At 64.1% G+C, this 24,006-nt stretch carries 25 protein-coding genes, 2 tRNA genes and 1 pseudogene; 18 read left to right on the forward strand and 10 right to left on the reverse strand.

The window, feature by feature from the left end; translation table 11 throughout:
- Nucleotides 1–312: 312 nt before the first annotated feature.
- The 3 genes and pseudogenes from ACSSV4_RS19000 to ACSSV4_RS19010 all read right to left on the reverse strand — a co-directional run.
- Nucleotides 313–580: pseudogene (locus ACSSV4_RS19000) on the reverse strand (transposase); the annotation flags it as partial.
- 286 nt (nucleotides 581–866) lie between these two features.
- On the reverse strand, nucleotides 867–2,273 hold the full coding sequence (gene glnA / locus ACSSV4_RS19005) for a type I glutamate--ammonia ligase (protein WP_454276674.1): 1,407 nt from the start codon (nucleotides 2,271–2,273) through the stop codon (nucleotides 867–869).
- Between the two features lie 31 nt (nucleotides 2,274–2,304).
- Nucleotides 2,305–2,643, reverse strand: coding sequence for a P-II family nitrogen regulator (locus tag ACSSV4_RS19010; RefSeq protein ID WP_454276675.1), 339 nt, complete (start codon nucleotides 2,641–2,643; stop codon nucleotides 2,305–2,307).
- Between the two features lie 173 nt (nucleotides 2,644–2,816).
- Here ACSSV4_RS19010 and ACSSV4_RS19015 point away from each other — a divergent pair, with 173 nt between their 5' ends.
- Nucleotides 2,817–4,385, forward strand: coding sequence for an NAD(P)H-hydrate dehydratase (locus ACSSV4_RS19015; RefSeq protein WP_454276676.1), 1,569 nt, complete (start codon nucleotides 2,817–2,819; stop codon nucleotides 4,383–4,385).
- 11 nt (nucleotides 4,386–4,396) lie between these two features.
- On the opposite strand, the gene ACSSV4_RS19020 is transcribed toward ACSSV4_RS19015, so the two are convergent.
- Nucleotides 4,397–4,894 carry a Hint domain-containing protein gene (locus ACSSV4_RS19020; RefSeq protein WP_454276677.1) on the reverse strand — a complete coding sequence of 166 codons (498 nt, stop codon included), beginning with the start codon at nucleotides 4,892–4,894 and terminating at the stop codon, nucleotides 4,397–4,399.
- Between the two features lie 179 nt (nucleotides 4,895–5,073).
- Here ACSSV4_RS19020 and ACSSV4_RS19025 point away from each other — a divergent pair.
- The 5 genes from ACSSV4_RS19025 to ACSSV4_RS19045 all read left to right on the forward strand — a co-directional run bounded on the left by ACSSV4_RS19025 (nucleotide 5,074) and on the right by ACSSV4_RS19045 (nucleotide 8,462).
- Nucleotides 5,074–5,158, forward strand: a tRNA-Leu gene (locus tag ACSSV4_RS19025).
- A 257-nt stretch (nucleotides 5,159–5,415) separates the two neighbouring features.
- On the forward strand, nucleotides 5,416–5,811 hold the full coding sequence (locus ACSSV4_RS19030) for a hypothetical protein (RefSeq protein WP_454276678.1): 396 nt from the start codon (nucleotides 5,416–5,418) through the stop codon (nucleotides 5,809–5,811).
- 143 nt (nucleotides 5,812–5,954) lie between these two features.
- Nucleotides 5,955–7,079 carry a hypothetical protein gene (locus tag ACSSV4_RS19035; protein ID WP_454276679.1) on the forward strand — a complete coding sequence of 375 codons (1,125 nt, stop codon included), beginning with the start codon at nucleotides 5,955–5,957 and terminating at the stop codon, nucleotides 7,077–7,079.
- Nucleotides 7,080–7,167: 88 nt separating this feature from the next.
- Nucleotides 7,168–7,347, forward strand: coding sequence for a hypothetical protein (locus tag ACSSV4_RS19040; RefSeq protein ID WP_454276680.1), 180 nt, complete (start codon nucleotides 7,168–7,170; stop codon nucleotides 7,345–7,347).
- Nucleotides 7,344–8,462, forward strand: a complete 1,119-nt coding sequence (locus ACSSV4_RS19045) for a tyrosine-type recombinase/integrase (protein ID WP_454276681.1) — start codon at nucleotides 7,344–7,346, stop codon at nucleotides 8,460–8,462. The genes ACSSV4_RS19040 and ACSSV4_RS19045 overlap by 4 nt, the downstream gene beginning before the upstream one ends.
- A gap of 9 nt (nucleotides 8,463–8,471) precedes the next feature.
- Here ACSSV4_RS19045 and ACSSV4_RS19050 read toward each other — a convergent pair.
- A tRNA-Ile gene (locus ACSSV4_RS19050) sits at nucleotides 8,472–8,548 on the reverse strand.
- Nucleotides 8,549–8,656: 108 nt separating this feature from the next.
- Here ACSSV4_RS19050 and purM point away from each other — a divergent pair.
- From purM to rnd, 3 genes are all read left to right on the forward strand, one after another.
- The gene (gene purM, locus ACSSV4_RS19055) at nucleotides 8,657–9,706 is read left to right on the forward strand and encodes a phosphoribosylformylglycinamidine cyclo-ligase (protein ID WP_454276682.1); all 1,050 of its coding nucleotides are present in this window, start codon (nucleotides 8,657–8,659) and stop codon (nucleotides 9,704–9,706) included.
- Nucleotides 9,703–10,296 (forward strand): phosphoribosylglycinamide formyltransferase, encoded by a 594-nt coding sequence (gene purN, locus ACSSV4_RS19060; RefSeq protein ID WP_454276683.1) that lies wholly within the window; start codon nucleotides 9,703–9,705, stop codon nucleotides 10,294–10,296. Before purM ends, purN begins: the two co-directional genes overlap by 4 nt.
- Before the next feature lie 102 nt (nucleotides 10,297–10,398).
- Nucleotides 10,399–11,559, forward strand: coding sequence for a ribonuclease D (gene rnd / locus ACSSV4_RS19065; protein ID WP_454276684.1), 1,161 nt, complete (start codon nucleotides 10,399–10,401; stop codon nucleotides 11,557–11,559).
- Between the two features lie 19 nt (nucleotides 11,560–11,578).
- Here the strand turns inward: rnd and ACSSV4_RS19070 are convergent, their stop codons facing one another.
- Entirely contained in the window at nucleotides 11,579–12,073 is a 495-nt protein-coding gene (locus tag ACSSV4_RS19070; protein WP_454276685.1) for a hypothetical protein, read from the reverse strand.
- Between the two features lie 150 nt (nucleotides 12,074–12,223).
- On the opposite strand from ACSSV4_RS19070, the gene ACSSV4_RS19075 reads away from it, so the two are divergent.
- The 4 genes from ACSSV4_RS19075 (at nucleotide 12,224) to ACSSV4_RS19090 (ending at nucleotide 15,357) form a co-directional block, all read left to right on the forward strand.
- Nucleotides 12,224–12,634 (forward strand): SufE family protein, encoded by a 411-nt coding sequence (locus ACSSV4_RS19075; protein ID WP_454276686.1) that lies wholly within the window; start codon nucleotides 12,224–12,226, stop codon nucleotides 12,632–12,634.
- A gap of 134 nt (nucleotides 12,635–12,768) precedes the next feature.
- On the forward strand, nucleotides 12,769–14,442 hold the full coding sequence (locus ACSSV4_RS19080) for an FAD-dependent oxidoreductase (protein ID WP_454276687.1): 1,674 nt from the start codon (nucleotides 12,769–12,771) through the stop codon (nucleotides 14,440–14,442).
- Between the two features lie 127 nt (nucleotides 14,443–14,569).
- Complete coding sequence (locus tag ACSSV4_RS19085; protein WP_454276688.1) at nucleotides 14,570–14,848, forward strand: HlyU family transcriptional regulator; 279 nt, start codon at nucleotides 14,570–14,572, stop codon at nucleotides 14,846–14,848.
- Between the two features lie 38 nt (nucleotides 14,849–14,886).
- Nucleotides 14,887–15,357 carry an OsmC family protein gene (locus ACSSV4_RS19090; RefSeq protein WP_454276689.1) on the forward strand — a complete coding sequence of 157 codons (471 nt, stop codon included), beginning with the start codon at nucleotides 14,887–14,889 and terminating at the stop codon, nucleotides 15,355–15,357.
- 21 nt (nucleotides 15,358–15,378) lie between these two features.
- Here ACSSV4_RS19090 and ACSSV4_RS19095 read toward each other — a convergent pair whose 3' ends face one another.
- Nucleotides 15,379–16,119: a YebC/PmpR family DNA-binding transcriptional regulator gene (locus tag ACSSV4_RS19095; protein WP_454276690.1), complete on the reverse strand. Its 741-nt coding sequence runs from the start codon at nucleotides 16,117–16,119 to the stop codon at nucleotides 15,379–15,381.
- Nucleotides 16,120–16,317: 198 nt separating this feature from the next.
- Between ACSSV4_RS19095 and bchE the strand changes: the two genes are divergently transcribed.
- Entirely contained in the window at nucleotides 16,318–17,979 is a 1,662-nt protein-coding gene (gene bchE, locus ACSSV4_RS19100) for a magnesium-protoporphyrin IX monomethyl ester anaerobic oxidative cyclase (RefSeq protein WP_454276691.1), read from the forward strand.
- Nucleotides 17,951–18,565, forward strand: coding sequence for a bacteriochlorophyll 4-vinyl reductase (bchJ, locus tag ACSSV4_RS19105; RefSeq protein WP_454276692.1), 615 nt, complete (start codon nucleotides 17,951–17,953; stop codon nucleotides 18,563–18,565). Before bchE ends, bchJ begins: the two co-directional genes overlap by 29 nt.
- On the opposite strand, the gene ACSSV4_RS19110 is transcribed toward bchJ, so the two are convergent.
- From ACSSV4_RS19110 to ACSSV4_RS19120, 3 genes are read right to left on the reverse strand one after another with little or no spacing between them, the layout of a single operon-like run.
- Nucleotides 18,554–19,483 carry a DMT family transporter gene (locus ACSSV4_RS19110; RefSeq protein ID WP_454276693.1) on the reverse strand — a complete coding sequence of 310 codons (930 nt, stop codon included), beginning with the start codon at nucleotides 19,481–19,483 and terminating at the stop codon, nucleotides 18,554–18,556. The genes bchJ and ACSSV4_RS19110 overlap by 12 nt on opposite strands.
- Nucleotides 19,484–19,487: 4 nt before the next feature.
- Nucleotides 19,488–20,303 carry a TIGR00282 family metallophosphoesterase gene (locus tag ACSSV4_RS19115; RefSeq protein WP_454276694.1) on the reverse strand — a complete coding sequence of 272 codons (816 nt, stop codon included), beginning with the start codon at nucleotides 20,301–20,303 and terminating at the stop codon, nucleotides 19,488–19,490.
- Between the two features lie 44 nt (nucleotides 20,304–20,347).
- Entirely contained in the window at nucleotides 20,348–21,235 is an 888-nt protein-coding gene (locus ACSSV4_RS19120) for a LysR family transcriptional regulator ArgP (protein ID WP_454276695.1), read from the reverse strand.
- Between the two features lie 126 nt (nucleotides 21,236–21,361).
- Here ACSSV4_RS19120 and ACSSV4_RS19125 point away from each other — a divergent pair, with 126 nt between their 5' ends.
- The 3 genes from ACSSV4_RS19125 to ACSSV4_RS19135 all read left to right on the forward strand — a co-directional run bounded on the left by ACSSV4_RS19125 (nucleotide 21,362) and on the right by ACSSV4_RS19135 (nucleotide 24,001).
- Nucleotides 21,362–21,955 (forward strand): LysE/ArgO family amino acid transporter, encoded by a 594-nt coding sequence (locus ACSSV4_RS19125; protein ID WP_454276696.1) that lies wholly within the window; start codon nucleotides 21,362–21,364, stop codon nucleotides 21,953–21,955.
- 98 nt (nucleotides 21,956–22,053) lie between these two features.
- Nucleotides 22,054–22,983, forward strand: coding sequence for a pirin family protein (locus ACSSV4_RS19130; RefSeq protein ID WP_454276697.1), 930 nt, complete (start codon nucleotides 22,054–22,056; stop codon nucleotides 22,981–22,983).
- Nucleotides 22,984–23,080: 97 nt separating this feature from the next.
- Nucleotides 23,081–24,001 carry a DMT family transporter gene (locus ACSSV4_RS19135; protein ID WP_454276698.1) on the forward strand — a complete coding sequence of 307 codons (921 nt, stop codon included), beginning with the start codon at nucleotides 23,081–23,083 and terminating at the stop codon, nucleotides 23,999–24,001.
- The last annotated feature ends 5 nt before the right edge of the window (nucleotides 24,002–24,006 follow it).

A 24,006-nucleotide genomic window follows, 5' to 3' on the forward strand; every position in this document is an offset into this window, starting at 1 on the left:
CTGCTCCCGGCTTTGACAGTGAAAAACCCGTCCGGTTTCGAGCGGGCGGGTGTTTCGGTTTGACATGCGAGAGGGTAGGGCCGGTGGCTCAGGCAGGCATCGCCATCTGGCGCGCGTTGTTGACCTCGATACTGGCCTGTCATGAAGACATGAACGGGCCGCATGGCCGTGCGGCACGCTCTTGGTATGGCCCCTGAGCCGTTCGCAGATCGCGTTTCAAAAGGCCGTACCGGACCGCAGACTATCAACAAACCCGGTCATTTTGGCCGGGTTTGTTTGTGCCAGACGAGGATTTGAGGGGTTACCCTCCTTTCATGCTGGCAGCGGGTGGGTTTTGCAGGCTACCATCGCGATCTTCTTGATACTCTGGGCGGCGGCGAGGAGGGTTTGCCCTCGGACGCTGTTGAGGCCGCGATAGCGCGCGTATCGATGGCCGTTGAACCGCTTTGCGTCGGCGAAGGAGCGCTCGACGGTCTCCTTTCGCTTTTTGAAACCCTTTTTCCCAGTCTGTCGGGCGGTGCGCGTCGGTGCGGTCGCAGGCGTCGATCCAGATGTCTCGCGTGAGGGTCTTTACGGGCTTCGCGCCAAAGGGCGGCCGTTGTCGGGGCAATAGAACCCCTCGTTCAGATCTCGGATGACGCGGAGATCACGCGTTACTTCAAACTTGCGCAAAAGATGATCGGCAGGACCCTGGCGCTCAAGCGACACCATATCGAGTTTGTTCTGAACGGGGCGCGGTATCTACAAACTGATCCGTTGAATCAAAAGCCCCCGCCAAAGGCGAGGCCATTGTCAGGAGGTTTGGGCGCCCCTAGCGGGGCGCCCCTTTTCGATGATTCCGGGCCTCAAGAAGCCCGATCGCTGGCTCAGCAGCTGTAGTACATCAGAAATTCGACCGGGTGCGGTGTGTGCTCATAGAGTTCGAGCTCTTCCATCTTGAGGTCGATATAGCCGTCGATCTGATCCTTGGTGAACACGTCACCGGCCAAGAGGAAGGCATGATCGGCCCGCAGCGCATCAAGAGCCTCGCGAAGGGAGCCGCAGACGGTCGGGATGCCTTCAAGCTCTTCGGCGGGCAGATCGTAAAGGTTCTTGTCCATCGCCTCGCCCGGGTCGATCTTGGACTTGATGCCATCGAGACCAGCCATCAAGAGTGCGGCAAAGCACAGGTAGGGGTTTGCCGATGGATCGGGGAACCGCGCCTCGACGCGCTTGGCCTTGGGGCTCTCGGTCCACGGAATACGCACACAACCCGAACGGTTGCGGGCCGAATAGGCGCGCAGCACGGGGGCCTCAAAGCCGGGAATCAGCCGCTTGTAGCTGTTGGTCGACGGGTTGGTGAAGGCGTTGAGCGTCTTGGCGTGCTTGAGGATGCCGCCGATGAACCAAAGCGCCTCCTGGCTCAGGTCGGCATATTTGTCGCCGGCAAAGAGCGGCTTGCCGTCTTTCCAGATCGACATGTTGACATGCATGCCTGTGCCGTTGTCGCCATAGATCGGCTTGGGCATGAAGGTCGCGGTCTTGCCATAGGCTTGCGCGACATTGTGGATGACATACTTGTACTTCTGCAACTCGTCGGCCTGCTTGGTCAGCGTGCCGAAGATCAGGCCCAACTCGTGCTGGCACGACGCAACCTCGTGGTGGTGCTTGTCCACCTTCATGCCGAGACGCTTCATCGTCGACAGCATTTCCGAGCGGATGTCCTGACCGTCATCAATCGGGTTGACCGGGAAATAGCCGCCCTTGACGCCGGGGCGATGGCCGGTATTGCCCATTTCGTATTCGGTGTCGGTGTTCCATGACCCGTCGAGCGCATCGACCTCGTAGGACACCTTGTTGATCGAGTTCGAGACACGAACATCGTCAAACAGGAAGAATTCAGCTTCGGGACCCCAATAGGACACATCCCCGATACCCGACGCTTTCAGATACGCCTCGGCCTTTTCGGCGGTGCCGCGCGGATCGCGGTTATAGGGTTCGCCGGTGTCCGGCTCAACGACCGTACAATGGATGCAGAGCGTCTTTTCGGCATAGAACGGATCGACATAGGCGCTGTCGAAGGCCGGCATCAGCTTCATGTCGGAGGCTTCGATCGACTTCCACCCCGCGATGGAGGAGCCGTCGAACATGAAGCCCTCTTCGAGAAAGTCCTCGTCGACCTGATCGGCCATCACCGTCACATGCTGCAGCTTGCCGCGCGGATCGGTAAAGCGGATGTCGACATACTCGATATCCTCGTCCTTGATCTGATTGAGAATCGCGTCTTTGCTCATTCTCTTTTTCCTTTTCTTGCTGAGAAATGGGTTAGAGCGCGTCCAGACCGTGCTCGCCGGTGCGGATGCGGATCGCCTGTTCGACGTGGCTCACGAAAATCTTTCCATCGCCGATCTTGTCGGTCTTCGCAGCGTCGATGATCGCTTCGATGGCGGCATCGACCTGATCGTCGTCGAGCACGACGTCGATCTTCACCTTTGGCAGGAAATCCACCACGTATTCGGCCCCGCGATAAAGTTCGGTATGGCCTTTCTGGCGGCCGAACCCCTTGACCTCGATCACCGAAAGGCCCTGGATGCCTGCCTCCTGCAACGCTTCCTTCACCTCGTCAAGTTTGAAGGGCTTGATGATCGCTTCGATCTTTTTCATGGCTGCGGGCCTCCTCGGCTGTCGTTTCGCAACGTGCAGACCACTTCTCAGCGGGGTGCTCAATCGGTTACGGTCACTGCGCGGGTGTTCCCGGGGCCGCTCGACAGGGTTTGCCTAAAAAATATGCAAAGCGCCACATTTTACGGCGAAAATGAATCGTGAAAGGGCAGGGAATGCACGAACTCCTCACAGCCGCCCAAATGCGCGGCATTGAACAGGCGGCCATCGAGTCGGGCACGGTCACCGGGCTGGAACTGATGGAGCGTGCCGGGCGCGGCGTGGTCGAGGCAGTATTCGAGACATGGCCCGTTCTGACGCAAGCCCCGCACAAGGCGGTCGTGCTCTGCGGTCCCGGCAACAATGGCGGCGACGGGTTCGTGGTGGCGCGGTTGCTGAAGGAGTGGGGCTGGGAGATTGAGGTGTTTCTCTATGGCCATGCCGCCAAGCTGCCGCCGGATGCGAAGGCGAACTATGAGCGTTGGCAGCGCCTAGGATGTGTCGAGGATCTGGCGTCGGTCCCGATCGGCCAAGCGGAGCATTCGGATCTCATTGTCGATGCGATTTTCGGCACGGGGCTTGGCCGGCCGGTCGAGGGACAACTCGGGCAGGTCCTGAGCGCGGTTGACAGCCTTCGGGCCAGCCACGTGCGGGTGGTGGCGGTGGATATACCATCGGGCCTCTGTGCCGATAGCGGTCGCCCGGTCGGTGCATGCGCCACGGCGGATTTGACCGTCAGTTTTCACGCGGCCAAGCTGGGGCATTTTCTATCCTGCGGTCCGCGTCGGACAGGAAAGCTCATCGTCAAGAGCATCGGTCTTGAGGACGTCGACCGGACGCCGGGAGGGGCGGGTGATGTCATAAAGCTCGTTGATGACGATTCTTGCGCTCGAATGAACAAGGACGCGCAAACTCACAAGTATTCCCACGGCCACGCCCTGATCCTCTCGGGTGGCGCAGGCCGAACAGGGGCCGCGCGTCTGGCGGCGCGCGGCGCGTTGCGCATCGGTGCGGGCGTGGTGACGCTTGGCGTGCCCGGGTCGGCGCAGCAGGAGGTGGCCTGTCAGATCACCGCGCTGATGTTGCGGCGGGTCGATGATGGCGCAGGACTGCGCGATGCGTTGCAGGACAAGCGGATCAATGCGCTGTGTCTGGGGCCGGGCATGGGCACCGGCGTGCGAGAGGCAGAGTTGATTGCGGCGACGTTGGAGATGAGCGGGGGACGCTCATCCTGTGAGGGCCGCTCGGTGGTGCTGGATGCGGACGCGCTGACGATGATTTCGCAGGATGAGGCGCTCTTCGGAATGCTGCACGAGCGCTGCGTGCTGACGCCGCATGCCGGAGAATTCGCGCGGCTCTTTCCAGACATCGCTGAGAAACTGAACGCGCCCGCCACCAGAGGTCCGGCTTATTCCAAGGTGGATGCAGCGCGCGCGGCAGCGAAGCGGTCACGATGTGTCGTGCTTTTCAAGGGGCCTGATACTGTAATTGCGGCTCCGGATGGGTGCTGCGGGATCAACTCGGCGCAGTATGACCGATCTGCCCCGTGGCTGGCAACGGCCGGGGCAGGCGATGTGTTGGCGGGGTTCATTACCGGACTGCTGGCGCGCGGGCTGCCACCAATGCAGGCATCTGAGGCGGCCGCCTGGGTGCATGTGGACTGCGCGCGCACCTTTGGGCCGGGCCTCATTGCCGAAGATTTGCCCGAGGCCGTGCCGGGAGTGCTGCGCGCTGCCGGATTGTAGCGCCATGCATTTCAGGCTGCCCGTCGTGAGCCCACCGTCTGCGGTGAGACGGCGAGTTCGAGACCATCCACGTAGAGCACATGCGCATCGTCGAAGCCGAGGTCGCAGATCGCGATTTCGCGTGCCGGTTCCAGTGTCACGAATTCACCGTCGACCAGACGCGCGACGGGCACTAGTGCCTGATCGGCCCCGAACAGCGCCTTGGAACGCCAGTCACGCACCAGGATCGACTGGCCCGCGGGCAGGATCACGTCGCGCTCGGGGCGGGTATGGCCCAGAGAGCCAGCCAAAATGCGCACCGCAGGGCAGGTGATGCGCCGCATTGCGGTCCGCACCAGCGGCACCGCGCCGCGATCGCGGGAGATGACCCGCATGCCGGGACGCAGGTCTCCGACCCGCATCTCGCCGCTCAGGGTAAGGATTATACTGTCGGCGCATAGCCCGCCGCAGCCCACAGGGGGAGAGACGGCCAATTCGCCGCCCGACCGCCCGACCGTTTTCGGTTTCATGGCGTTTCTCGCTTTGTTACTGCCTCATTGTTTGACCAGAATATGGCAATTTTCGGTTAATGTCGCGCCTTAATTTCGCCACATCCGCCCGTGTCTGGCGCGCGTTTTCCGCTCGCATCCGGTAAAGCGCTTTGCTAGAGACACCGACAGGCGGGTGCGATAAGACGCACCCGGTCGATGCGGGTGTGGCGAAATTGGTAGACGCACCAGATTTAGGTTCTGGCGCCGCAAGGCGTGGGGGTTCAAGTCCCTCCACCCGCACCACATTGAATTAAAACGATAAATCACGATTTCTGCGCTCAGGTGTTTAGGCGGATTTTCTGCTACTGCTACGATTCTGCTACAGTGGGATAGCTGATTGTAGCAGCGGTGTAGCAGGCGGCGACTCCGGGTCGGGCGCGCCGCCGTCGATGTGTAAGCCCGCGTTAGCGGGGGCAGTACCGACGTGGTGCGCCATCTGATCGGCATTGCCATTCTCTCGCACCTCGACTTACGATCCTTGTGGACGGTTCGGGGGCGCAATGAAACACCAGATGACAGGAAACGCCGGGTTGTTTCATATCGCGTGGGAGCTGACCCGGCGCGGCTGGAACGTCATGCCCACGGTGCGAAACGCACGGGGTGCCGACTTGTACGCCGCCCCGGTTGATGACGAAGAGGCAGTCATCCCCATCCAGTCGAAGGCGCTGTCCAAGCGCGCGGCGGTGCCACTGGGTACCAATCTTGATCGGCTTCGGTCTCGGTGGTGGATCATCACACTAGGCGCAAATAGCGATGATCCGGTTTGTTTTGTTCTCACGCTTGAAGAAGTGAAGGCGCTCGCGACGCAAAACAAGGGCGGCGCGCGCGCGTATTGGCTTGAAGCGAAGCACTATGATGTGCCCGAGTTTCGCGAGGCGTGGCATCGGTTAGCATAGTCGTATCCATTGCACGCACTGCCCCGCCGCACTTTGGGCAGGGGCTTTTTCTTGGTGGTGCCCCGCGTCAGCGGGACGGCTCTGCCGTCGCATTCCCGGGCTGGGGACTGACCACGCATTGGAAGGGCGACCGCAAGGACGGCATGGGGTATGTGCTGGGCGTGTCTGCGAACGGGTCGCGCGAAAAACTGGCCATGCGCGATATGGCGGCGATTGGGCTGGACCTTGACGAAGGGGCGGACATTGAGACGGTAGCGGACACCGTAGAGGCCACCGGCTGGGCCTGTTTTCTCTATACGTCCTACAATCATCTGAAGACCACGATTGACGTAGGGTATAGCGCCATTCACGCTGCAGCGAAGGGCAAGGCGTTTACCAACGATATGGTGCGCGACCACCTGCGCCGGAAGCGGCCCGCACTCGGGGAAGCGTTTATCAGTAAGGTCACGATCCGCAACGAAAAGTTGGACATTGGCGGTGGGTTTGTCGTGCGATGTGACTGCCCGCCCATTCACAAGATGCGCTTGATCTTCCCGTTTTCCGAGGCGGTGAATATCGCGGAACTGGATGACGATCCAGCCAAGGGGCCGGACGTGTGGAAGTCGAAGGTAAAGGGGCTGGCCGCGAAGCTGGGCGTTCACCACGACAAGGCCTGCGAAGACCCCTCGCGCCTCTTTTTTACGGCACGCCATCGCCCGGAAGACGAGGATTTTGAATGCATCGTGTTCCGTGGGGCACCCGCCGCATGGGAAGACATTCCGACCGATGCGGACCCGTGGTCGCAGGCCGGTGAGGGTCAGGGCGAAAGTAGTATCCCGGAAGGTGTCATGTTCGGCGACGTGTCCGTGACGGACCTTTACCGCAGGTATGGGATGCGCTGGAACATCGCCAATATTCTGGAAACTTCTGACGCTCATTTTGAGTGGGCGGGCGAGGGCAAGAGCCATATTGATTGCCCGTTCCGGGAACTTAACCACACTGACAAGGGCAAGGACCGTGCGGCTATCGCTGTAAACGCAGCAGACTCGAGGCAGAGATACGCTGTAATCCACTGCGAACATGAAAGCTGCAAGACGTCGAATCCGCACATTGTCCACTATCTCAAGCAGCTTCTGGAAGACGGCACGCTGACCTTGGACATGCTGGAAGACCCGCGCGATATGGCGTGCAAGCCCCGCGTCTGGATTTCCCGATCACCGGGTTCAACGATGAGTGGGAAGCATGCGACCTGGACGATCCGCCCAATTTCGTCTCCCCGAGCGGCGTAGGGGCTATCGCAACCCTTTGCCTTTCGCTCGAGGCTGTCCGCGCTGACGTGCAGGCGCGCATCGCGCAATGGAGCGGGGAGGCAGGGGGATGAACCGCCCGGCCACCGTCAAACAGGCAGATATCACCCGCGCTGTCAAAGGCGCGGTGAAAGCCGGTTTTGCGGTGGGGCGGATCGAGGTTGACCAGATCACCGGCAAGGTGACGATCTATCCCGAGGGGGCGAGCGGTCAGGACAAGCCGAACGAATGGGATGAGGTGTTGTCATGAAGCGCAGCCGCTATTCCTATGCGAAGCCCTACACAGACCGGCATGGCCGCAAGCGGTGGCGCTATCGCCGCAAGACTTTTTCTGCGGAGCTGGGCACCGCCTACGGCTCAGACGAATTCAGGCGGCGCTATGCTGATGCAGAGGCCGAATTCCTTGGTCGGGCCGCGCGCGGGGCAGGGGCCGAGCGCATCCGGCCCGGCTCTGTTTCTGACGTTGTGGCGAGCCTGTTCAAAACGCCCTGGTGGCGCGGCCTGTCCGAAAGCACGAAACGCACCTATCTGGGGCCTATCGAGGCATTCCGGGCTGCGCATGGCGACAAGCGGGTTGCTGACCTCAAGCGCAAGCACATCATGGCGATATTGGCCGCGAAGGCTGACACGCCAGCGGCGTCGAACAACCTGCGCAAGCGGCTGATCCAGTTGCTCGATCACGCGATTGCAATGGACCTGATCACGATAAACCCGGCCAAGCTGGTAAGGTCCTACAGGCTCGAGGGGGGTGGTTTTCACGCATGGGATGAGGGCGAGATTGCCCGCTTCTTCGAGGTCCACAAGCCCGGCACGGTGGCGCATCGCGCCGTGACCTTGATGCTCTACACCGGCGCGGCCCGCGTAGACGTGGTGAAGCTAGGGCCATGGAGCGTGAAGGCCGGGCGGATCGAGTATCGCCGCCAAAAGACCATCCGCACTAACGGCATGCTGGTGAGCATCCCCTTGCATCCCGATCTGGCCGAGGTGCTGGCCGATCTGCCCGATGATCGGCCATTCCTTGCGACCGCCTACGGCAAGGCCAGATCGCCCGATGGGCTGGGCAACAAGATGCGCGAATGGTGCGACCAGGCGGGGCTCTCCGATTGCACCGCTCATGGCCTTCGAAAGGCTTGCGCCCGGCGTCTGGCAGAGGCTGGCGCAACGTCTCATGAGATCATGGCCGTGACCGGCCACAAGACCCTTTCAGAGGTCCAGAGATACACGGAATCGGCCATGCGAGAGGGCCTTGCAGATGCAGCTCACGCGAAGCTCATGACCCGACCAAATGGCGAACAAAACGTGGTGAACCTGCGCCATAGGTTCACCGAAAATCACCGTCAAGCAGTTGAAAAGAAAGGCGAATAACATGGGGTTTGGTAGGCCCGGAGGGACTCGAACCCCCAACCAAAGCGTTATGAGCGCTCTGCTCTAACCAATTGAGCTACAGGCCCGACCTGATCTTCCTCGTAAGTGCACCCCGCAAAGAGGTCAAGGCTTTGACGTTGCGTGGCGCGCGCTGATGGGCTAACGGGTGGCGCATTCATCCGACGGGGACTGCCATGACCGACAAGCGAAACGGGATCACCTATGCCGAGGCCGGTGTCGATATCGACGCGGGAAATGCGCTGGTTGAGCGGATCAAGCCTGCTGCCAAGCGCACCATGCGTCCGGGTGTCATGGCGGGTCTGGGCAGCTTCGGCGGGCTCTTTGATCTCAAGGCGGCGGGATATTTCGATCCGGTTCTGGTTGCGGCCACCGATGGGGTGGGCACCAAGCTGCGGATTGCGATCGACACCGGCCATGTCGATGGCGTGGGGGTCGACCTGGTGGCGATGTGCGTCAATGATTTGATCTGTCAGGGTGCAGAGCCCCTGTTTTTCCTGGATTATTTCGCGACCGGCAAGCTTGAACTCGATCAGGCAACGCGGATCATCGAGGGCATTGCGCGGGGTTGTGAAGGCTCTGGTTGTGCGCTTATCGGCGGTGAGACGGCGGAGATGCCGGGCATGTATCCGGCGGGCGATTTCGATCTGGCGGGGTTTGCCGTGGGCGCGATGGAACGCGGGACCGAGTTACCCGCGGGCGTGGCCGCGGGCGATATCCTGCTGGGGCTCGCCTCGGACGGGGTGCATTCCAACGGCTATTCGCTGGTGCGGCGGATCGTCGAGATGTCGGAGCTGGGATGGGACGATGCCTGCCCGTGGTCCGAGGGCAGTCTGGGGGCGGCGCTTCTGACGCCGACGCGGCTCTATGTGCGCCCGGTGCTGGAGGCGATCGCCACGGGCGGCGTGCATGCGCTTGCGCATATCACCGGCGGCGGGCTGACCGAGAACCTACCGCGCGTGTTGCCCGAGGGCACGGGGGTCGAGATCGACCTTGGGGCCTGGGAGATGCCGGGCGTGTTCCGCTGGCTGGCCGAGATCGGCGGCATGAATGAGGGCGAATTGCTCAAGACCTTCAATGCCGGGATCGGAATGGTCGTGGCGGTAGATCCGGCACAGGCCAACGCGGTCGAGGCGGTGTTACACGACGCGGGCGAGACCGTGCACCGGATCGGACACGTCACGGCTGGGGAGGGCAGGGTGCGCTATACGGGCCGTCTGGTTTGACCAAGCGGGTCGCGATCTTTCTGTCGGGGGGCGGCTCGAACATGCGCGCCCTCGTCGAGGATATGACGGGCGATCATCCCGCGGGGCCCGCACTCGTGTTGTCGAACAACGCGGGTGCGGGGGGCATTGCCTGGGCGCGGGAGCGCGGGATCGCGACCGAGGTGGTGGATCACCGTCCGCATGGGGGAGACCGCTCGGCGTTCGAGGCCGAGATCGCGGCGCGACTCGCGCCCTATGAGATCGACATCATCTGCCTTGCAGGCTTCATGCGGGTTCTCACGGCGGGGTTCGTGACGCCCTGGCAGGGGCGAATGATCAACATTCATCCGTCGCTCTTGCCGAAATATCGTGGCCTCAACACCCATGCGCGCGCCATCGAGGCGGATGAGCGCGAGGCGGGCTGCACGGTTCACGAGGTGACGGCGGAACTCGATGACGGCCCGATCCTCGGGCAGGCGCGCGTCGTGGTGCGGCCCGACGACACGCCCGAGCGCCTGGCGGCGCGGGTGCTCGAGCAGGAGCACATCCTCTACCCGATGGTGCTGCGCCGATTTGCGGCAGGTGAGACTGCCCCGCTCTATCTGCCCTGACACAGCGGGCGGCGTTTGCATTCCACGCGTTCTCGTCTATAGCTGGGGCGTGGGGGCGGTGAAGGGCAGACAAGACAAGAACGAAAGTAGACAACAGACCCCATGAAGACCATCACCACAACAGACGAACTCGCGGCGTTCTGCGCCAAGGCGCAGCAGCATGATTACGTGACCGTGGATACTGAATTCCTGCGCGAACGCACCTATTATTCCAAGCTGTGCCTGGTGCAGCTTGCGGTGCCGGGCAAGGAGGACGACTGCGCCGTTCTGGTTGACCCGCTGGCGGGGGACGGCCTGTCACTGGAGCCGCTTTACGAGCTGTTCCGCGACCCGTCGGTGGTCAAGGTGTTTCATGCCGCACGTCAGGATCTGGAAATTTTCCAGGTCGAGGCGGGGGTAATCCCCGCGCCGCTATTTGATACGCAGGTGGCGGCGATGGTCTGCGGCTTTGGTGAACAGGCGGGCTATGAGACGCTGGTCAAGAAGATCGCCAAGCAATCTCTGGACAAGAGCTCTCGTTTCACCGACTGGTCGCGCCGCCCGCTGACCGAGGCGCAACTGACCTATGCTCTTTGCGACGTCACGCATCTGCGTGGGATCTATGAGTATCTCGCCAGGAAACTGGCCAATAGCGGACGCGACAAATGGGTCGAGGAGGAGCTCCGCGTGCTCAGCGATCCCGAGACGTATCGCACCGAGCCGCATGAGGCGTGGCGGCGGATCAAGACGCGCAATACCTCGCCGCGCTTTCTGGCGATCCTGCGCGAACTGGCGCGGTTCCGCGAGGAATATGCGCAGAGCCGCAACATCCCGCGCAGCCGGGTCTACAAGGATGATGCGCTTGTCGAGTTGGCCGCGACCAAGCCGCAGAGCCTGCAGGATCTGAACCGCTCGCGCCTGCTCCTGCGCGAGGCGCGCAAGGGCGATATCGCCGAGGGCATACTGGCAGCGGTGAAAGCCGGGATTGACTGCCCGCAGGACTTGCTGCCGATGCCCGACAAAAGCGCGGACCGCCAACAGGTCAATCCCGCGCTCGCGGATCTGCTGCGCGTACTGCTGAAAGCCAAGAGCGAGACCTATGGCGTCGCCTCCAAACTGATCGCGAGCGCCGCCGACCTCGACGCGATGGCGGGGGGCGATCGAGACGTAGCGGCGCTGCGTGGCTGGCGGCGGGATGTGTTTGGATGCGATGCGCTGCGGCTCTGCGAAGGCGAGATCGGTCTCGCGGTCAAGGGCAATGCGGTCGAGCCGGTGGAGATCTGAGCGCCCCGAAGAGGCGACGTCAGCGGCGGCTGATCTGCTCGTTACGCGCGCCACGGACGCGGACTTCCGAGGTGCGCTCGACCGTCTGTTTTGATATCGCGACGCCTGCCATCACGCGCCGCGACCGCTCAGATCCCTGAGGCGTATTGTCGGACTGAATCGCGCGCAGTTCAAAGCCGAGCACACCTTCCACCGGTTCCGCGTCCGGATTGTCCGGCACAAGTCGCACATCATAGGCACCCTGCCGCAGCGGCAGGCCCTCGACCCGGAGGATCGCGCCATCCGTTGTCGGCTTCAACTCCAGAGCGGTGACCTGATCCACGAGCGTGCCCTCGTAGACTTCTTTTTCCCGCCTGCGGCTGAAGATCGTGTCTTCGCGCTCGGGGATCAGCGGATTGCTGGCTTCCGTCGGTCCCTCGACCTGCGTGCGGCGCAGTTCGCTGCTGCGCCCGAACCAGTTGCGCGGATTCAATCGCGACCCGCCGCAGCCCGCCAGCACAAATGCCCCGACCATGGAAAGAAAAACCCGCCTCTGCATGTCATCCGCCTCTGATGTTCCCGGCACGGGTTATCGCATCCGGATCCGATTGAAAAGGTGCAAGCCGAGGCTGGACCTTCGGGGATAGTCTGCCTAGGTGTTGCCTAGGACCATCAGGAGTATTCCATGACAAGCGCGGCGTTCGAAGAAATTGTCGATGATTTCGAATTTCTCGAGGATTGGGAGGATCGCTATCGCTACGTGATCGAGCGCGGCAAGGCAATGGACCCGCTCGACGATGCGCTCAAGGTGCCCGCCACCAAGGTCGAGGGCTGTGCAAGCCAGGTCTGGCTGCATCCCCGGATCGAGCAGGGCTGTTTCAGCTTTGACGGCGACAGCGATGCGATGATCGTGCGCGGGCTGATCGCGGTGCTGCGCGCGCTCTATAACGACAGGCCGGTCGCGGAGGTACCAAAGGTGGATGCGGCCGCGGAGCTTGCGCGGCTCGGGCTCAATGATCACCTCTCAGCGCAGCGCTCCAACGGCTTGCGCGCGATGATCGAGCGGATCCGCTCGGTGGCCGCCGAAGCCGCATGATGGACCTGCGCGGTCGCCTGTTCCGGATAACGGATGCTGCGATTTCGGTCACGTTTTGGTATATTCACCACGCGGCACGGTGACAGAGCGCGGCGTTACTGGCATGAGAAGTCGCATCGGATGCGGGAGATGACATGCTGAACCGGTTGACGGATCATGCGCCGGGTGCGCGGCTTCATGCGGATGTGGCGATCATTGGGGCGGGGGCTGCGGGGATCACCCTCGCGCGCGCGCTCACAGGGCGCGGTCTGTCGGTTTGTCTCGTCGAATCCGGGGATGCGGATTACGATCCCAAGGTGCAGGATCTCGCGATCGGAGAGATCCGGGGCCAGCCCTATTACGATCTGCGCGACGCGCGGCTGCGATTTTTCGGTGGCACAACGGCAATCTGGGGCGGGCGTTGCATGCCGCTCGATCCGATTGATTACCGCGCCCGGCCTTGGGTGCCGCTTAGCGGCTGGCCGATCGACGAGGACATGGTTGCGCCGTGGCTTCGCGAGGCGGGAGCGGGACTCGGCCTGCGGTTCGAGCGGTTCGATGCGCGCCTGCGCGAAGATCTTGATCTGCAGGAATTTCCACTGGAAGGCGCGGGGCTCGGCACCGTGTTCTGGCAGTTCGACCATGCGTTCTGGCGCTTTGGCCTGCCGAATTGCCGGGATCTGGCCCGGGCCGACGATCTGTGCATCCTGCTCGGTGCGACGCTGATGGATATCGTGACCGATCCGCAGGCCCGCCATGTGCAGGATTTGCAACTGGCTGGACGCGACGGGCAGCGGCGCTGGCTGCGGGCAGGGCAAGTGGTGCTGGCCGCAGGCGGGATCGAGACTCCGCGCCTTTTGCTCAATGCGCGGGGCACCATGCCGATGGGGTTGGGCAACGCGCAGGATCAAGTGGGCCGCTATTTCATGGAGCATCCCCGCGCGCTGATCGGATGTGTGTATGGGCAAGACGGTTTGCGGCTCTGGCAGGCGTACCGCGCCTTTCACAAGGCAGGTACCAAGCTTACCCCGGCCCTGCGCCTGCCCGATGCCGAGCAGGAGGCGCGCGGCGTGCTCAATGCGGCGGTCACACTCAAGTATCGTCCGAACGGTGGCCGGTCGCTGTTGGCGCGGATTTACGAGGAGGCGCGGCATCGCGGATCGCCGAACCGGCTTGTACGGCGCATCTGGAGCATGAAATCGCTGGTCGACCGGGCCGTGGTGCAGCGCGCCGAGATGGCCCTGCGCCGGGCGCAGATCGCGGCCGGGGCGGGCAGCTTTCAGGTCATGGTGCGCGCGGAACAGGCTCCCGATCCCGAAAGCCGGATCACGCTGAGTGCGCGGCGCGATGCGCTTGGTCAGCCGATGGCGCGGCTCGACTGGCGCGTCGGCGCGCAGGAGGTGGCGACCGCCCGCGCCATGGGCGAGGTCTTTGGCGCGGCGCTCGACCGGGCGGGCATCGGTGGGTTCGTCCGTGCCGACTGGCTCGACGACGCAGCGGCGGGCTGGCCCACGGATCCGACGATCAGCGGTCACGCGCTCGGCGGCTATCATCACATGGGCACGACGCGCATGGGGACCGATCCGGCGACCAGCGTGGTCGATCCCGAGTGCCGGTTGCACGGGGTGGACAATCTCTGGATTGCGGGCAGTTCGGTCTTTCCGACGGGGGGCTGGTCGAACCCGACATTGATGATCATCGCACTTTCGCTGCGTCTGGCCGAACGCGTCGCCGCCGAGGCGGAACGAACCCGACAGCCAAGGGTCCTGCGCGCGGTCGGGACCGGCGCGGGACCGGCGGCAGGGCAGGCGGCACGCTCGCTCGGCTGACGGGGCACCACGCATGGACCGCGGGCCGCGTCTGGGGTATCCTCCTGAGGCGGAGCGCGGTGCGGTCCGCCGATTACGCCGCCGCCGATGCACCCGCGCGGCGCACTCGCACCAGAGAGGAGGCCTCATGTCGATCCTGTCACGCCTGTTTGGAGGAGGGGCCAAGCCCGAGGCCCGGGCCGAACCGTCGGAGACCTACAAGGAGTTCCGCATCATCGCCGCGCCGCAATCGGATGCCGAGGGCTATCGCGTCGGTGCCCGGATCGAGAAGGATGTGGGGGGCGAACTCAAGGTGCATCACCTCCTGCGTGCCGATACGCTGCGCAGTCTGGAGGAGGCCGAGGCGTTCTCGATCCGCAAGGCGAAACAGGTGATCGACGAGCAGGGCGAGCGGATTTTCCGCTGACCTGCGGTCTGTGCCGTCAACGTTCGGAGGGCAGGGCGATGGCCCAACACGAGTATAGCGCGCGGGTGGTCTGGACCGGCAATCGCGGCACCGGCACCCGCGATTACAAGGGCTATGCCCGGACCTGGAATGTGGAGACGCCGGGCAAGCCGGTCATTCCCTGTTCCAACGATCCACTTCTGGGCGGCGACCCGGCGCTGCACAATCCCGAGGATATGCTGATCGCCGTGCTCTCGGCCTGTCACATGCTGTGGTTCCTGCATCTGGCGAGCGATGCCGGTGTGATCGTGACCGGATACCAGGACGATCCACTCGCCACAGGCGAGACCGATGCCACCGGAGCGAGCCGCTTTCTGCACGCCACGCTGCGCCCCCGGATCAGCGTGGCGCAGGGGACCGACCTGCAAGGGGCGGATGCGCTTCATGCCCGGGTGCATGACTATTGCTTCATCGCGCGCTCGGTGAATTTTCCGGTCGATTACAAGGCGCGTTATCGCATCAGCACATAATCGGCATGGCAACGCTGGCCGTCAAAGCTGCTCCATCACCTCGTCGGAGGCCTCGAAATTGGTGGTGACGCGCTGTACGTCGTCGTCATCCTCCAGCGCCTCGATCAGCTTCATCAGCTTTTCCATGCTCTCGAGATCCATCTCGGTCGTCGTGGTGGGTTTCCAGACCAGTTTGGTCGATTCGCTCTCGCCCAAATCCGCCTCAAGCGCGCTCGCCACGTCATTGAGGTCCGTATCGGCGCACCAGATCACGTGGCCGTCCTCAGCGCTCTCGACATCTTCGGCACCCGCCTCGATTGCGGCCATCATCACCGTGTCGGCATCGCCCACATCGGCGGGATAGGTGATCTCGCCCTTGCGTTCGAACATGAAACCGACGCTGCCGGTCTCGCCTAAGTTGCCGCCGTTCTTGGAAAAAGTCGACCGCACGGTCGATGCGGTGCGGTTGCGGTTGTCGGTCATAGCCTCGACGATCACGGCCACGCCGTTGGGGCCGTACCCTTCGTACCGGATTTCTTCATAATCCTCGGCATCGCCGCCCGACGCCTTCTTGATGGCGCGCTCGATATTGTCCTTGGGCATGGACTGCGCCTTGGCTTCCTTGATCGCGAGGCGTAGGCGGGGGTTCTTGTCGGGGTCGGGGTCGCCCATCTTGGCGGCGACGGTGATCTCCTTGGAAAACTTGGAGAAAAGTTTTGCCCGCACGGCATCCTGCCGCCCCTTGCGGTGTTGAATATTCGCCCATTTGGAATGGCCGGCCATGGTGCCTTCTCCTGACTCTTCGGAAATCTGCCGCCTTTTATCCGCTGTCACGCGGCAGGGCAACGCCCCTCTGACGCGGCTCGGCAGCGGGGCGGTATCGCGTCGGTATCACGTCGGTATTGCGTCGGTTTGATATATGTCAACTAAACTGGACACTATCCCTGATAGCCTGAATTGACAGGAGAGGGAGACAACACCATGCGTATCGTGCTCATCCACCCCAACTATCATTCCGGCGGTGCCGAGATCGCGGGAAGCTGGCCGCCCGCCTGGGTCGCCTATCTGGCGGGCCATCTGCGCGATGCGGGTTACGGTGATGTGCAGTTCATCGACGCCATGACCAATCATATCGACGACGACACCCTGCGCGCCCGGCTGCGCGCGCTACAGCCCGATGTGGTCGGCGTCACCGCCATCACCCCGTCGATCTACGTGGCCGAAAACATCCTCAAACTCGCGCAGGAGGAAGTGCCGGGCGCGCTGCGCGTTCTGGGCGGCGTGCATGCCACCTTCATGTATAAACAGGTGCTGTCTGAGGCGCCCTGGGTCGATGTTATCGTGCGCGGCGAGGGAGAGGAGATTTTCCTCAACCTCATCCGCGCCGTCGATCAGGGCGAATGGCCCGCCGCGCGCGGCGCGATCAAGGGGCTGGCCTATCTCGACGGCGACACGATCAAGGCCACCCCGGCGGCGGCCACGGTCAAGGACCTCGATTCGATCAATCCCGACTGGTCGCTGCTGGAATGGGAGAAATACATCTACGTGCCCCTCGGCAAGCGTGTCGCCATCCCCAACATGGCGCGCGGCTGTCCCTTCACCTGTTCGTTCTGTAGCCAGTGGAAATTCTGGCGCGATTACCGCGTGCGCGACCCGATTAAGGTGGTGGACGAGATCGAGAACCTTGTGAACAACCACGGCGTCGGGTTTTTCATCCTCGCTGACGAGGAACCGACCATCAACAAGAAGAAATTCGTCCAGTTCTGCGAGGAGCTGATCAAGCGCGATCTGCCTGCCCGCGTGCAATGGGGCATCAATACCCGTGTCACGGACATCTACCGCGACCGTGACCTGCTGAAATTCTACCGCAAGGCGGGGCTAGTGCATGTCAGCCTTGGCACCGAGGCGGCGGCGCAGTTGAAACTCGACCAGTTCAACAAGGAAACCAAGGTCGAAGAGAACAAGGAGGCGATCCGCCTGCTGCGCGAGGCCGATATCTTTACCGAGGCGCAGTTCATTGTCGGTCTGGATAACGAGACCCCCGAGACGCTGGAGGAAACATTCCAGATGGCGTGGGACTGGCAGCCGGATCTCGCCAACTGGGCGATGTACACGCCCTGGCCGTTCACGCCGCTCTTTCAGGAGTTGCGCGATCAGGTCGAGATCTTCGATTTCTCGAAATACAATTTCGTCACGCCGATCATGAAGCCCGCCACCATGACGCGCGGCGAGTTGCTCGACGGGGTGATGAAGAACTACCGCCGTTTCTACATGCGCAAGGCGCTGTTTCACTATCCGTGGCGCGGCACCGGCTATCGGCGGCGTTATCTTCTGGGCTGCCTCAAGGCGTTTCTCAAGGCCGGCTTTGCGCGCACCTTCTATGATCTGGGCAAGGCCGGGTATTGGGGCCCGCAGACCAAGAACACCGTCAGTTTCGACTTTGACGAGAGCCGCACCATTGCCGAGGCGCAGATGGAGGATTGGGAGGCCAGCGCCGACCGGGCCGCGCGGGCGGCAGAGCGTCGCGAGGCGGTGCGCGCCCAGATGAAGGACCGCGCGGGTGAGCGCAGCCAAGGCTTCAAGATGCCCAACGGGGCCGAGGTGCGCGCCTGCGGTGGAAGCACCGAGCAGATGGATGCCTGACGGCAGTCACATGCCCGCGCGCATCGGCCCCAACGCCGTCTTGCAACTCGCCCCGGTGATGGATCGGATGGTGGGCGAGGCGGCGCGCCGCGCGCTCTTTGCGCCGCTTGGCTTTGATCCGTTGCCTGGTGCGGAGGCGATGATCGACGAGCGCCCGGTTGCGGCCCTGCACCGTGCCTTGCGCCGGGACCATCCAGAAGTTGCGGACCGGATCGCGAGGGCAGCAGGCGCCGCCACCGGCGACTACATCCTCGCCAACCGCATCCCCCGCGCCGCGCAAACCCTGTTGCGCGCGCTGCCTGCCGCACTTGCCGCGCCGCTTTTAACTCGTGCGATCCTCGCGCATGGCTGGACATTCTGCGGCAGCGGTCAGTTGACGGCGCGCGGCCGTCACCCGGTGACGTTCACCCTGGAAAACAACCCTATCCCGCAAGTGGGCGAGAGCGCCGCGCCGGTCTGCCATTGGCACGCCGCCTGCTTTGAGCGGCTTTTCGCGCGGCTTGTCCATGGGCAATCCGAGGTCACCGAAACCGCCTGCTGCGCGACCGGGGCCCCGGCCTGCCGGTTCACCGTCTCATGGCGCTGACGGGGTGGTGACCGGGGGCAGGCGCGGGCGCGGCTGCACCAGCGCAAGGCCGAGGATCATCAGGCCAAGGGCTGCCCAGACATAGCCCGAATAGCGCTCTGACAGCAGGCCCATCGACCACAGCATACCAAAGAGCGTGACCAGATAGGATGCTTGCGCGGCAAAGACCGATCCCGCCCGCCCGGTGAGCCACACATAGCCCGCATAGACCAGGGCATGCACCACCGCATTGGCCAGGAGGGCGGCATCCGCGAGCCCCCAGGGCGGGCGCGGGTCGATCCATTGCCCCGACAGCACCGCCAGCGGCAAGGCGATCAGCGCCGCCACGATCGAGGCCCCGGTCAGCGCCTGAATCGGATCGAGCCCCGCCGTGCCCCAGCGGGCCACGTAATTGACCTCGCTCGCATAGCAAAGCGGCGCGATCAGCGCGAGCGGGATGAAGGTCGCCATGGCCGCGTCGGGCAGGCTCGCCTCGGGTCCGATCAGCAGGAATATCCCCGCCATACCGGCCAGCAGCCCGGCGATGCGCAGCGCCTGAAACCGGTCATTGCCCAGCATCAGTGCAATCGGAAAGGCGAACATCGGCACGCTGGAAATCAGGATCGCCAGCACCCCGGCGGGCAGGTGCTGTGCGGCGCGGTAATAAGCCACATCGGGCAAGAGCGCGCCCAGACAGGCGATCACCAGATAGGTCCGCCAGATCACCGGCCCGCCGCCGGTGGCGCGCGACAGGGGCAGGCCCCGGCGGCGCAGGACATTGATCACACCCAGGAAAAGGGCGACGATCACCACTTGCCAGAAGATCAGTCCCAGTGGCTGATAGCCGCCGCTCACCGCGATCTTGCTCAGCGGGATGCACAGGCCCCAGCCCAGCCCCAGCAGGACCAGAACGCCGGTCAGCAGGGCGCGGTCGCGCATCGCCTCACTCCGGCCCGGATTGGGTGAGCCGACCGCCCTGCCGCACCATCTCGATCCGCGTGGCGCGGCCGGTGGCGTCGTCGGTCTCGAGATAGACGCCCGAGAGCGTGACCGCCCCCATCGCGGGGGTGAAGCGTTCGCGGCCCATGCCGGTCACGAAGCGGCGCATCGGTTCGGTCTTTTCCATGCCGATGACCGAATTGTAATCGCCGCACATGCCCGCATCGCCCTGGAACCCGGTGCCGCCGGGCAGGATCTGGGTATCGGCGGTTGGGATATGGGTGTGGGTGCCGACCACGAGGCTCGCGCGGCCATCGCAGAAATGCCCCATCGCCATCTTTTCGCTGGTCGCCTCGCAATGCACATCAACCAGCGCCGCCTGCACCGCGCCGCCCAGGGGGTGCGTGCGCAGCGTGGCGTCGATGGCCGAGAACGGATCATCAAAAGCGCGGCGCATGAAGACGTTGCCGAGCACCTGCGCCACGAGGATCTTGCGCCCGCGCCCGTCGGTGAAGACCCGTGCGCCGCGCCCCGGTGCCACCTTGGAATAGTTGAGCGGGCGCAGGATGCGGGCATCGCGCTCGATCGCCTGCAGCATGTCCTTTTGGTCGAACGCATGATCGCCCAGCGTGACGCAATCGGCCCCGGCGTCGAAGAGGACCTTGGCGTGCGCGCCCGTGAGGCCCATCCCGCCCGAGGCGTTCTCGCCATTGACCACCACGAAATCGAGTTTCCACGCCGCGCGCAGGTTGGGCAGGCGCTCCGCCACCGCTGCGCGCCCCGCGCGCCCCATCACATCACCGAGAAAGAGTATTTTCATGGGCCTCGTGTTAGGGCGCGCTGCGGAAAAGGGCAAGTCCGGTCTCAGTCGGGTGCAAGCAGCGTGTTGCGCGCCGCGCGTCTGAGGGCGCGGGTCAGCGGGGTGAGGGCGGTGCTCATCAGGCGCGCGCTCTGCCAGTAGAGCGGGATGTCGAGCGGCAGGTCGGAGTGCAGGGCGCGGAGCGTGCCCCGCGCGAGATCGCGGCGGACGAGCGGTTCGGGGTTCATGCCCCACCCGAGGCCGAGGCGCGCGGCGTTGGCGAATCCCTCCGACGAGGGCAGGCGGTGGCAGGGTGGCGTGAGCGCGGCCCCGGTCGCCTGGGTGATCCAGCGATGTTGCAGCTGATCCCGGCTGTCGAATTGCAGCATCGGGGCGGTGGCGAGCGTCTCGGCGGTGACCCCCGCGCCGAAGTGACGGGCGATGAAGGCGGGGCTTGCGGTGGCGATGTAGCGCAGCCGCCCGAGGGGCGTAACGGTGCAGCCGGGCAGCGGGGCCGCACGTGAGGTGAGCGCGCCCAGAACCTCGCCCCGGGTGAGGCGATCATGGGCGGTGTCCTGATCCTCGATCACCAGATCGAAGAGGTGGCCCGTCAGCTGTGCGAGCGCCTCGGGCAGCCATGTGGCGAGGCTGTCGGCGTTGATCGCGAGGCGCAGCCGGGTTTGCGGGGCAGGGGCCAGCCCCGCGAGATCCCGGGTCAGGCGGGATTCGAGCAGCGCCACCTGATCGGCATGGGCGGCGAGGCGCTCTCCGGCTGCGGTCGCCGTGCAGGGGGTGGCGCGGTGGACAAGCTGCGCGCCGATGCGGGATTCAAGCGCCTTGAGCCGCTGCGAAACGGCCGATTGGGTGAGCCCGAGATGCCGCGCCGCGCCCTCGAAACTGCCGGTGTGCAGGATCGCGGAGAGGGTGACGAGATGGTCGGAGGGAAGGGTCATCAGTTTTGCTTATGCTAAATTAAGGTAATCAGTTTGGATAATACGTCGCCGCGCGATAGGCAATCCGTGGTGAGGACGGCGGCGTTGGACTTTTGAGTATTTTCGCCAAGAAGAAGGGGCAGAGGCATGCAGGCAGGGCTGGCGGGGTTCGCGCTTGGGTTTTCGCTGATCCTCGCGATCGGGGCGCAGAATGCGTTTGTGCTGCGGCAGGGGCTGCGGCGCGAGCATGTGCTGGCGGTGGTGCTGGTCTGTGCGGTCTCTGACGCGGTACTGGTGACGGTGGGCGTCAGCGGTTTTGGGGCGCTGGCCGAACGGGTGCCGGGGCTGGAGCGGGTGATGCGCTATGGCGGGGCCGCATTCCTGCTGGTTTACGGAGCGCGCAGTTTCCGGGCCGCCTGGCGCGGCGGGGCGGTGCTGGAGGCCGGGACGGGCGCGGGCAGCCTGCGGCGTGCGGTGCTGACCTGTCTCGCGCTGACCTGGCTCAACCCGCATGTCTATCTCGATACGGTGGTGCTTCTGGGGTCGGTCTCGGCGCAATACGAGGATCGGCTGGGGTTTGGTATCGGCGCGGTTTGCGCGAGTTTCGTGTTCTTCTTCGCACTGGGCTATGGCGCGCGGTTGCTGGCCCCGTTCTTTCGCCGTCCGGTCAGCTGGCGGGTGCTGGACATGGGCGTGGGGGCGGTGATGTGGGCGATTGCCGCGAGCCTGCTGTTGGAGTGAGCCTGCACAGGGTCTGTGCGGGGCTGGGGGCTGAGCGGCGGGCGTGATCGTGCTATTCTGGGCGAAAGTATTCTGGGCCAAAGCATGGAGGATGCGCGATGAGCTGGAACCCGACAGTTGAGCCGATCTGCCCCGATGCGGGGCCCGATGCGATAGAGACCGTGATCGTGCCGCGCGCCCGCGATATCGGCGGGTTCGAGGTGCGCCGGGCGCTGCCCGCGCCGCGACGGCAGATGGTGGGGCCGTTCATCTTTTTCGACCAGATGGGCCCGGCGGAGTTTCTGACCGGGCAGGGCATCGACGTGCGCCCGCATCCGCATATCGGGTTGGGCACCGTGACCTACCTGTTCGACGGCGAGTTTCAGCATCGTGACAGCCTGGGAACCGATCAGATGATCCATCCCGGCGCGGTCAACTGGATGGTGGCGGGGCGCGGTGTGACCCATTCGGAGCGCACATCCGAGGCGACGCGGCGCGGTAAGAGCAAGCTCTTCGGTATCCAGACCTGGGTGGCGCTGCCGGATGCCGAGGAGGAGCGGCTTGCCAGTTTCGAGCATCATGGCAAGGACGTGCTGCCGGTGCTGGAGGAGGGGGGCGCGCAGGCGCGACTGATCATGGGGCGGGCCTGGGGTGCGACGGCACCGGTCAGCACCTTTACGGATATGTTCTATGCCGATGTGCGGCTGGAGCCGGGGGCGGGCCTGCCGCTGCCCGAGGATCACGAGGATCGCGGGGTTTACGTGATCGCGGGCGCGGCCGAGGTGGCAGGGCAGGTGTTCGAGGCCGGGCAGATGATGGTCTTTCGCCCCGGCGACCGGATCGGCCTGCGCGCAGGCAAGCAGGGCGCGCGGCTGATCGTGCTGGGCGGCGAGACGCTGAACGGGCCGCGCTACATCTGGTGGAATTTCGTGGCCTCGAGCCGCGAGAAGATCGAGGCGGCCAAGGCGGATTGGGCCGCCGGTGACTGGGCCGAGGGGCGGTTTCGGCTGCCGCCGGGAGATGACGCGGAGTTCATTCCGCTGCCCTGAGCCATGCGTCAAGTGGGACGTGGTGTTGCAAGCGTTGCATGGATATCCGTCTCGCCCGCGCTCGACAGATCCCGCGCGGCGTGAGTTAATGCCGGGCATGAGCGCGAATGAGACGATCAGGGCGGAGGCCACCGCACGTCCCGGATGGGGTGTATTCTGGATGGTTGTGACGGGGATTCTCTTTGTCGGGGTCACGGCGCTGGTGAAGGTTCTGGGCACGCGGGTACCGGCCCCGCAGGCGGCGTTCCTGCGCTATGCGATGGGCCTGATTTTTCTGCTGCCACTGCTGACCACGTTGCGCGATCTGCGGCTCGACCGGGGCACCTGGGCGCTGATTGGCGCACGCGGGGCGTTTCATACATTGGGCGTGGCGTTGTGGTTTTATGCCATGGCGCGCATCCCGATCGCCGATGTGACGGCGATGAATTACCTCTCGCCGATTTACGTGACGCTGGGGGCGGCCCTTTTCCTTGGCGAGACGTTGGCGGCGCGCCGGGTGATGGCGGTGGTGGTGGCGCTCTGCGGTGCGCTGATCATCCTGCGGCCCGGGTTTCGCGAGGTGGGCAGCGGCCATCTTGCGATGCTGTTCACGGCGATCTTTTTCGGCGGGTCGTATTTGCTGGCCAAGATGATTTCGGGCCGGGTGAGCGCGGGCGTGGTCGTGGCGATGCTGTCGATGACCGTCACGGTGGGGCTTGCGCCGATGGCCTGGGCGGTCTGGGTGACGCCGACCTGGTGGGAGTTGGGCGTGCTCTTTGCCGTGGCGTGCCTCGCCACCGGTGGCCATTACACGATGACGCTGGCGTTCCGGTCGGCGCCGTTGACGGTGACGCAGCCGGTCACCTTCCTGCAACTCGTGTGGGCGGTGCTTCTGGGGGCGCTGGTCTTTGGCGAGGGGGTGGACATGTTCGTCGTGCTGGGCGGCACGGTGATCGTCGGCTCGGTGAGCTTTATCTCGTGGCGCGAGGCGGTGCTCAAGCGGCGGGTGACGCCGCCGGTCTCGGCCACCAAGGTCTGAGCGCG

This window comes from Roseovarius sp. MBR-154 (genome assembly GCF_053628595.1).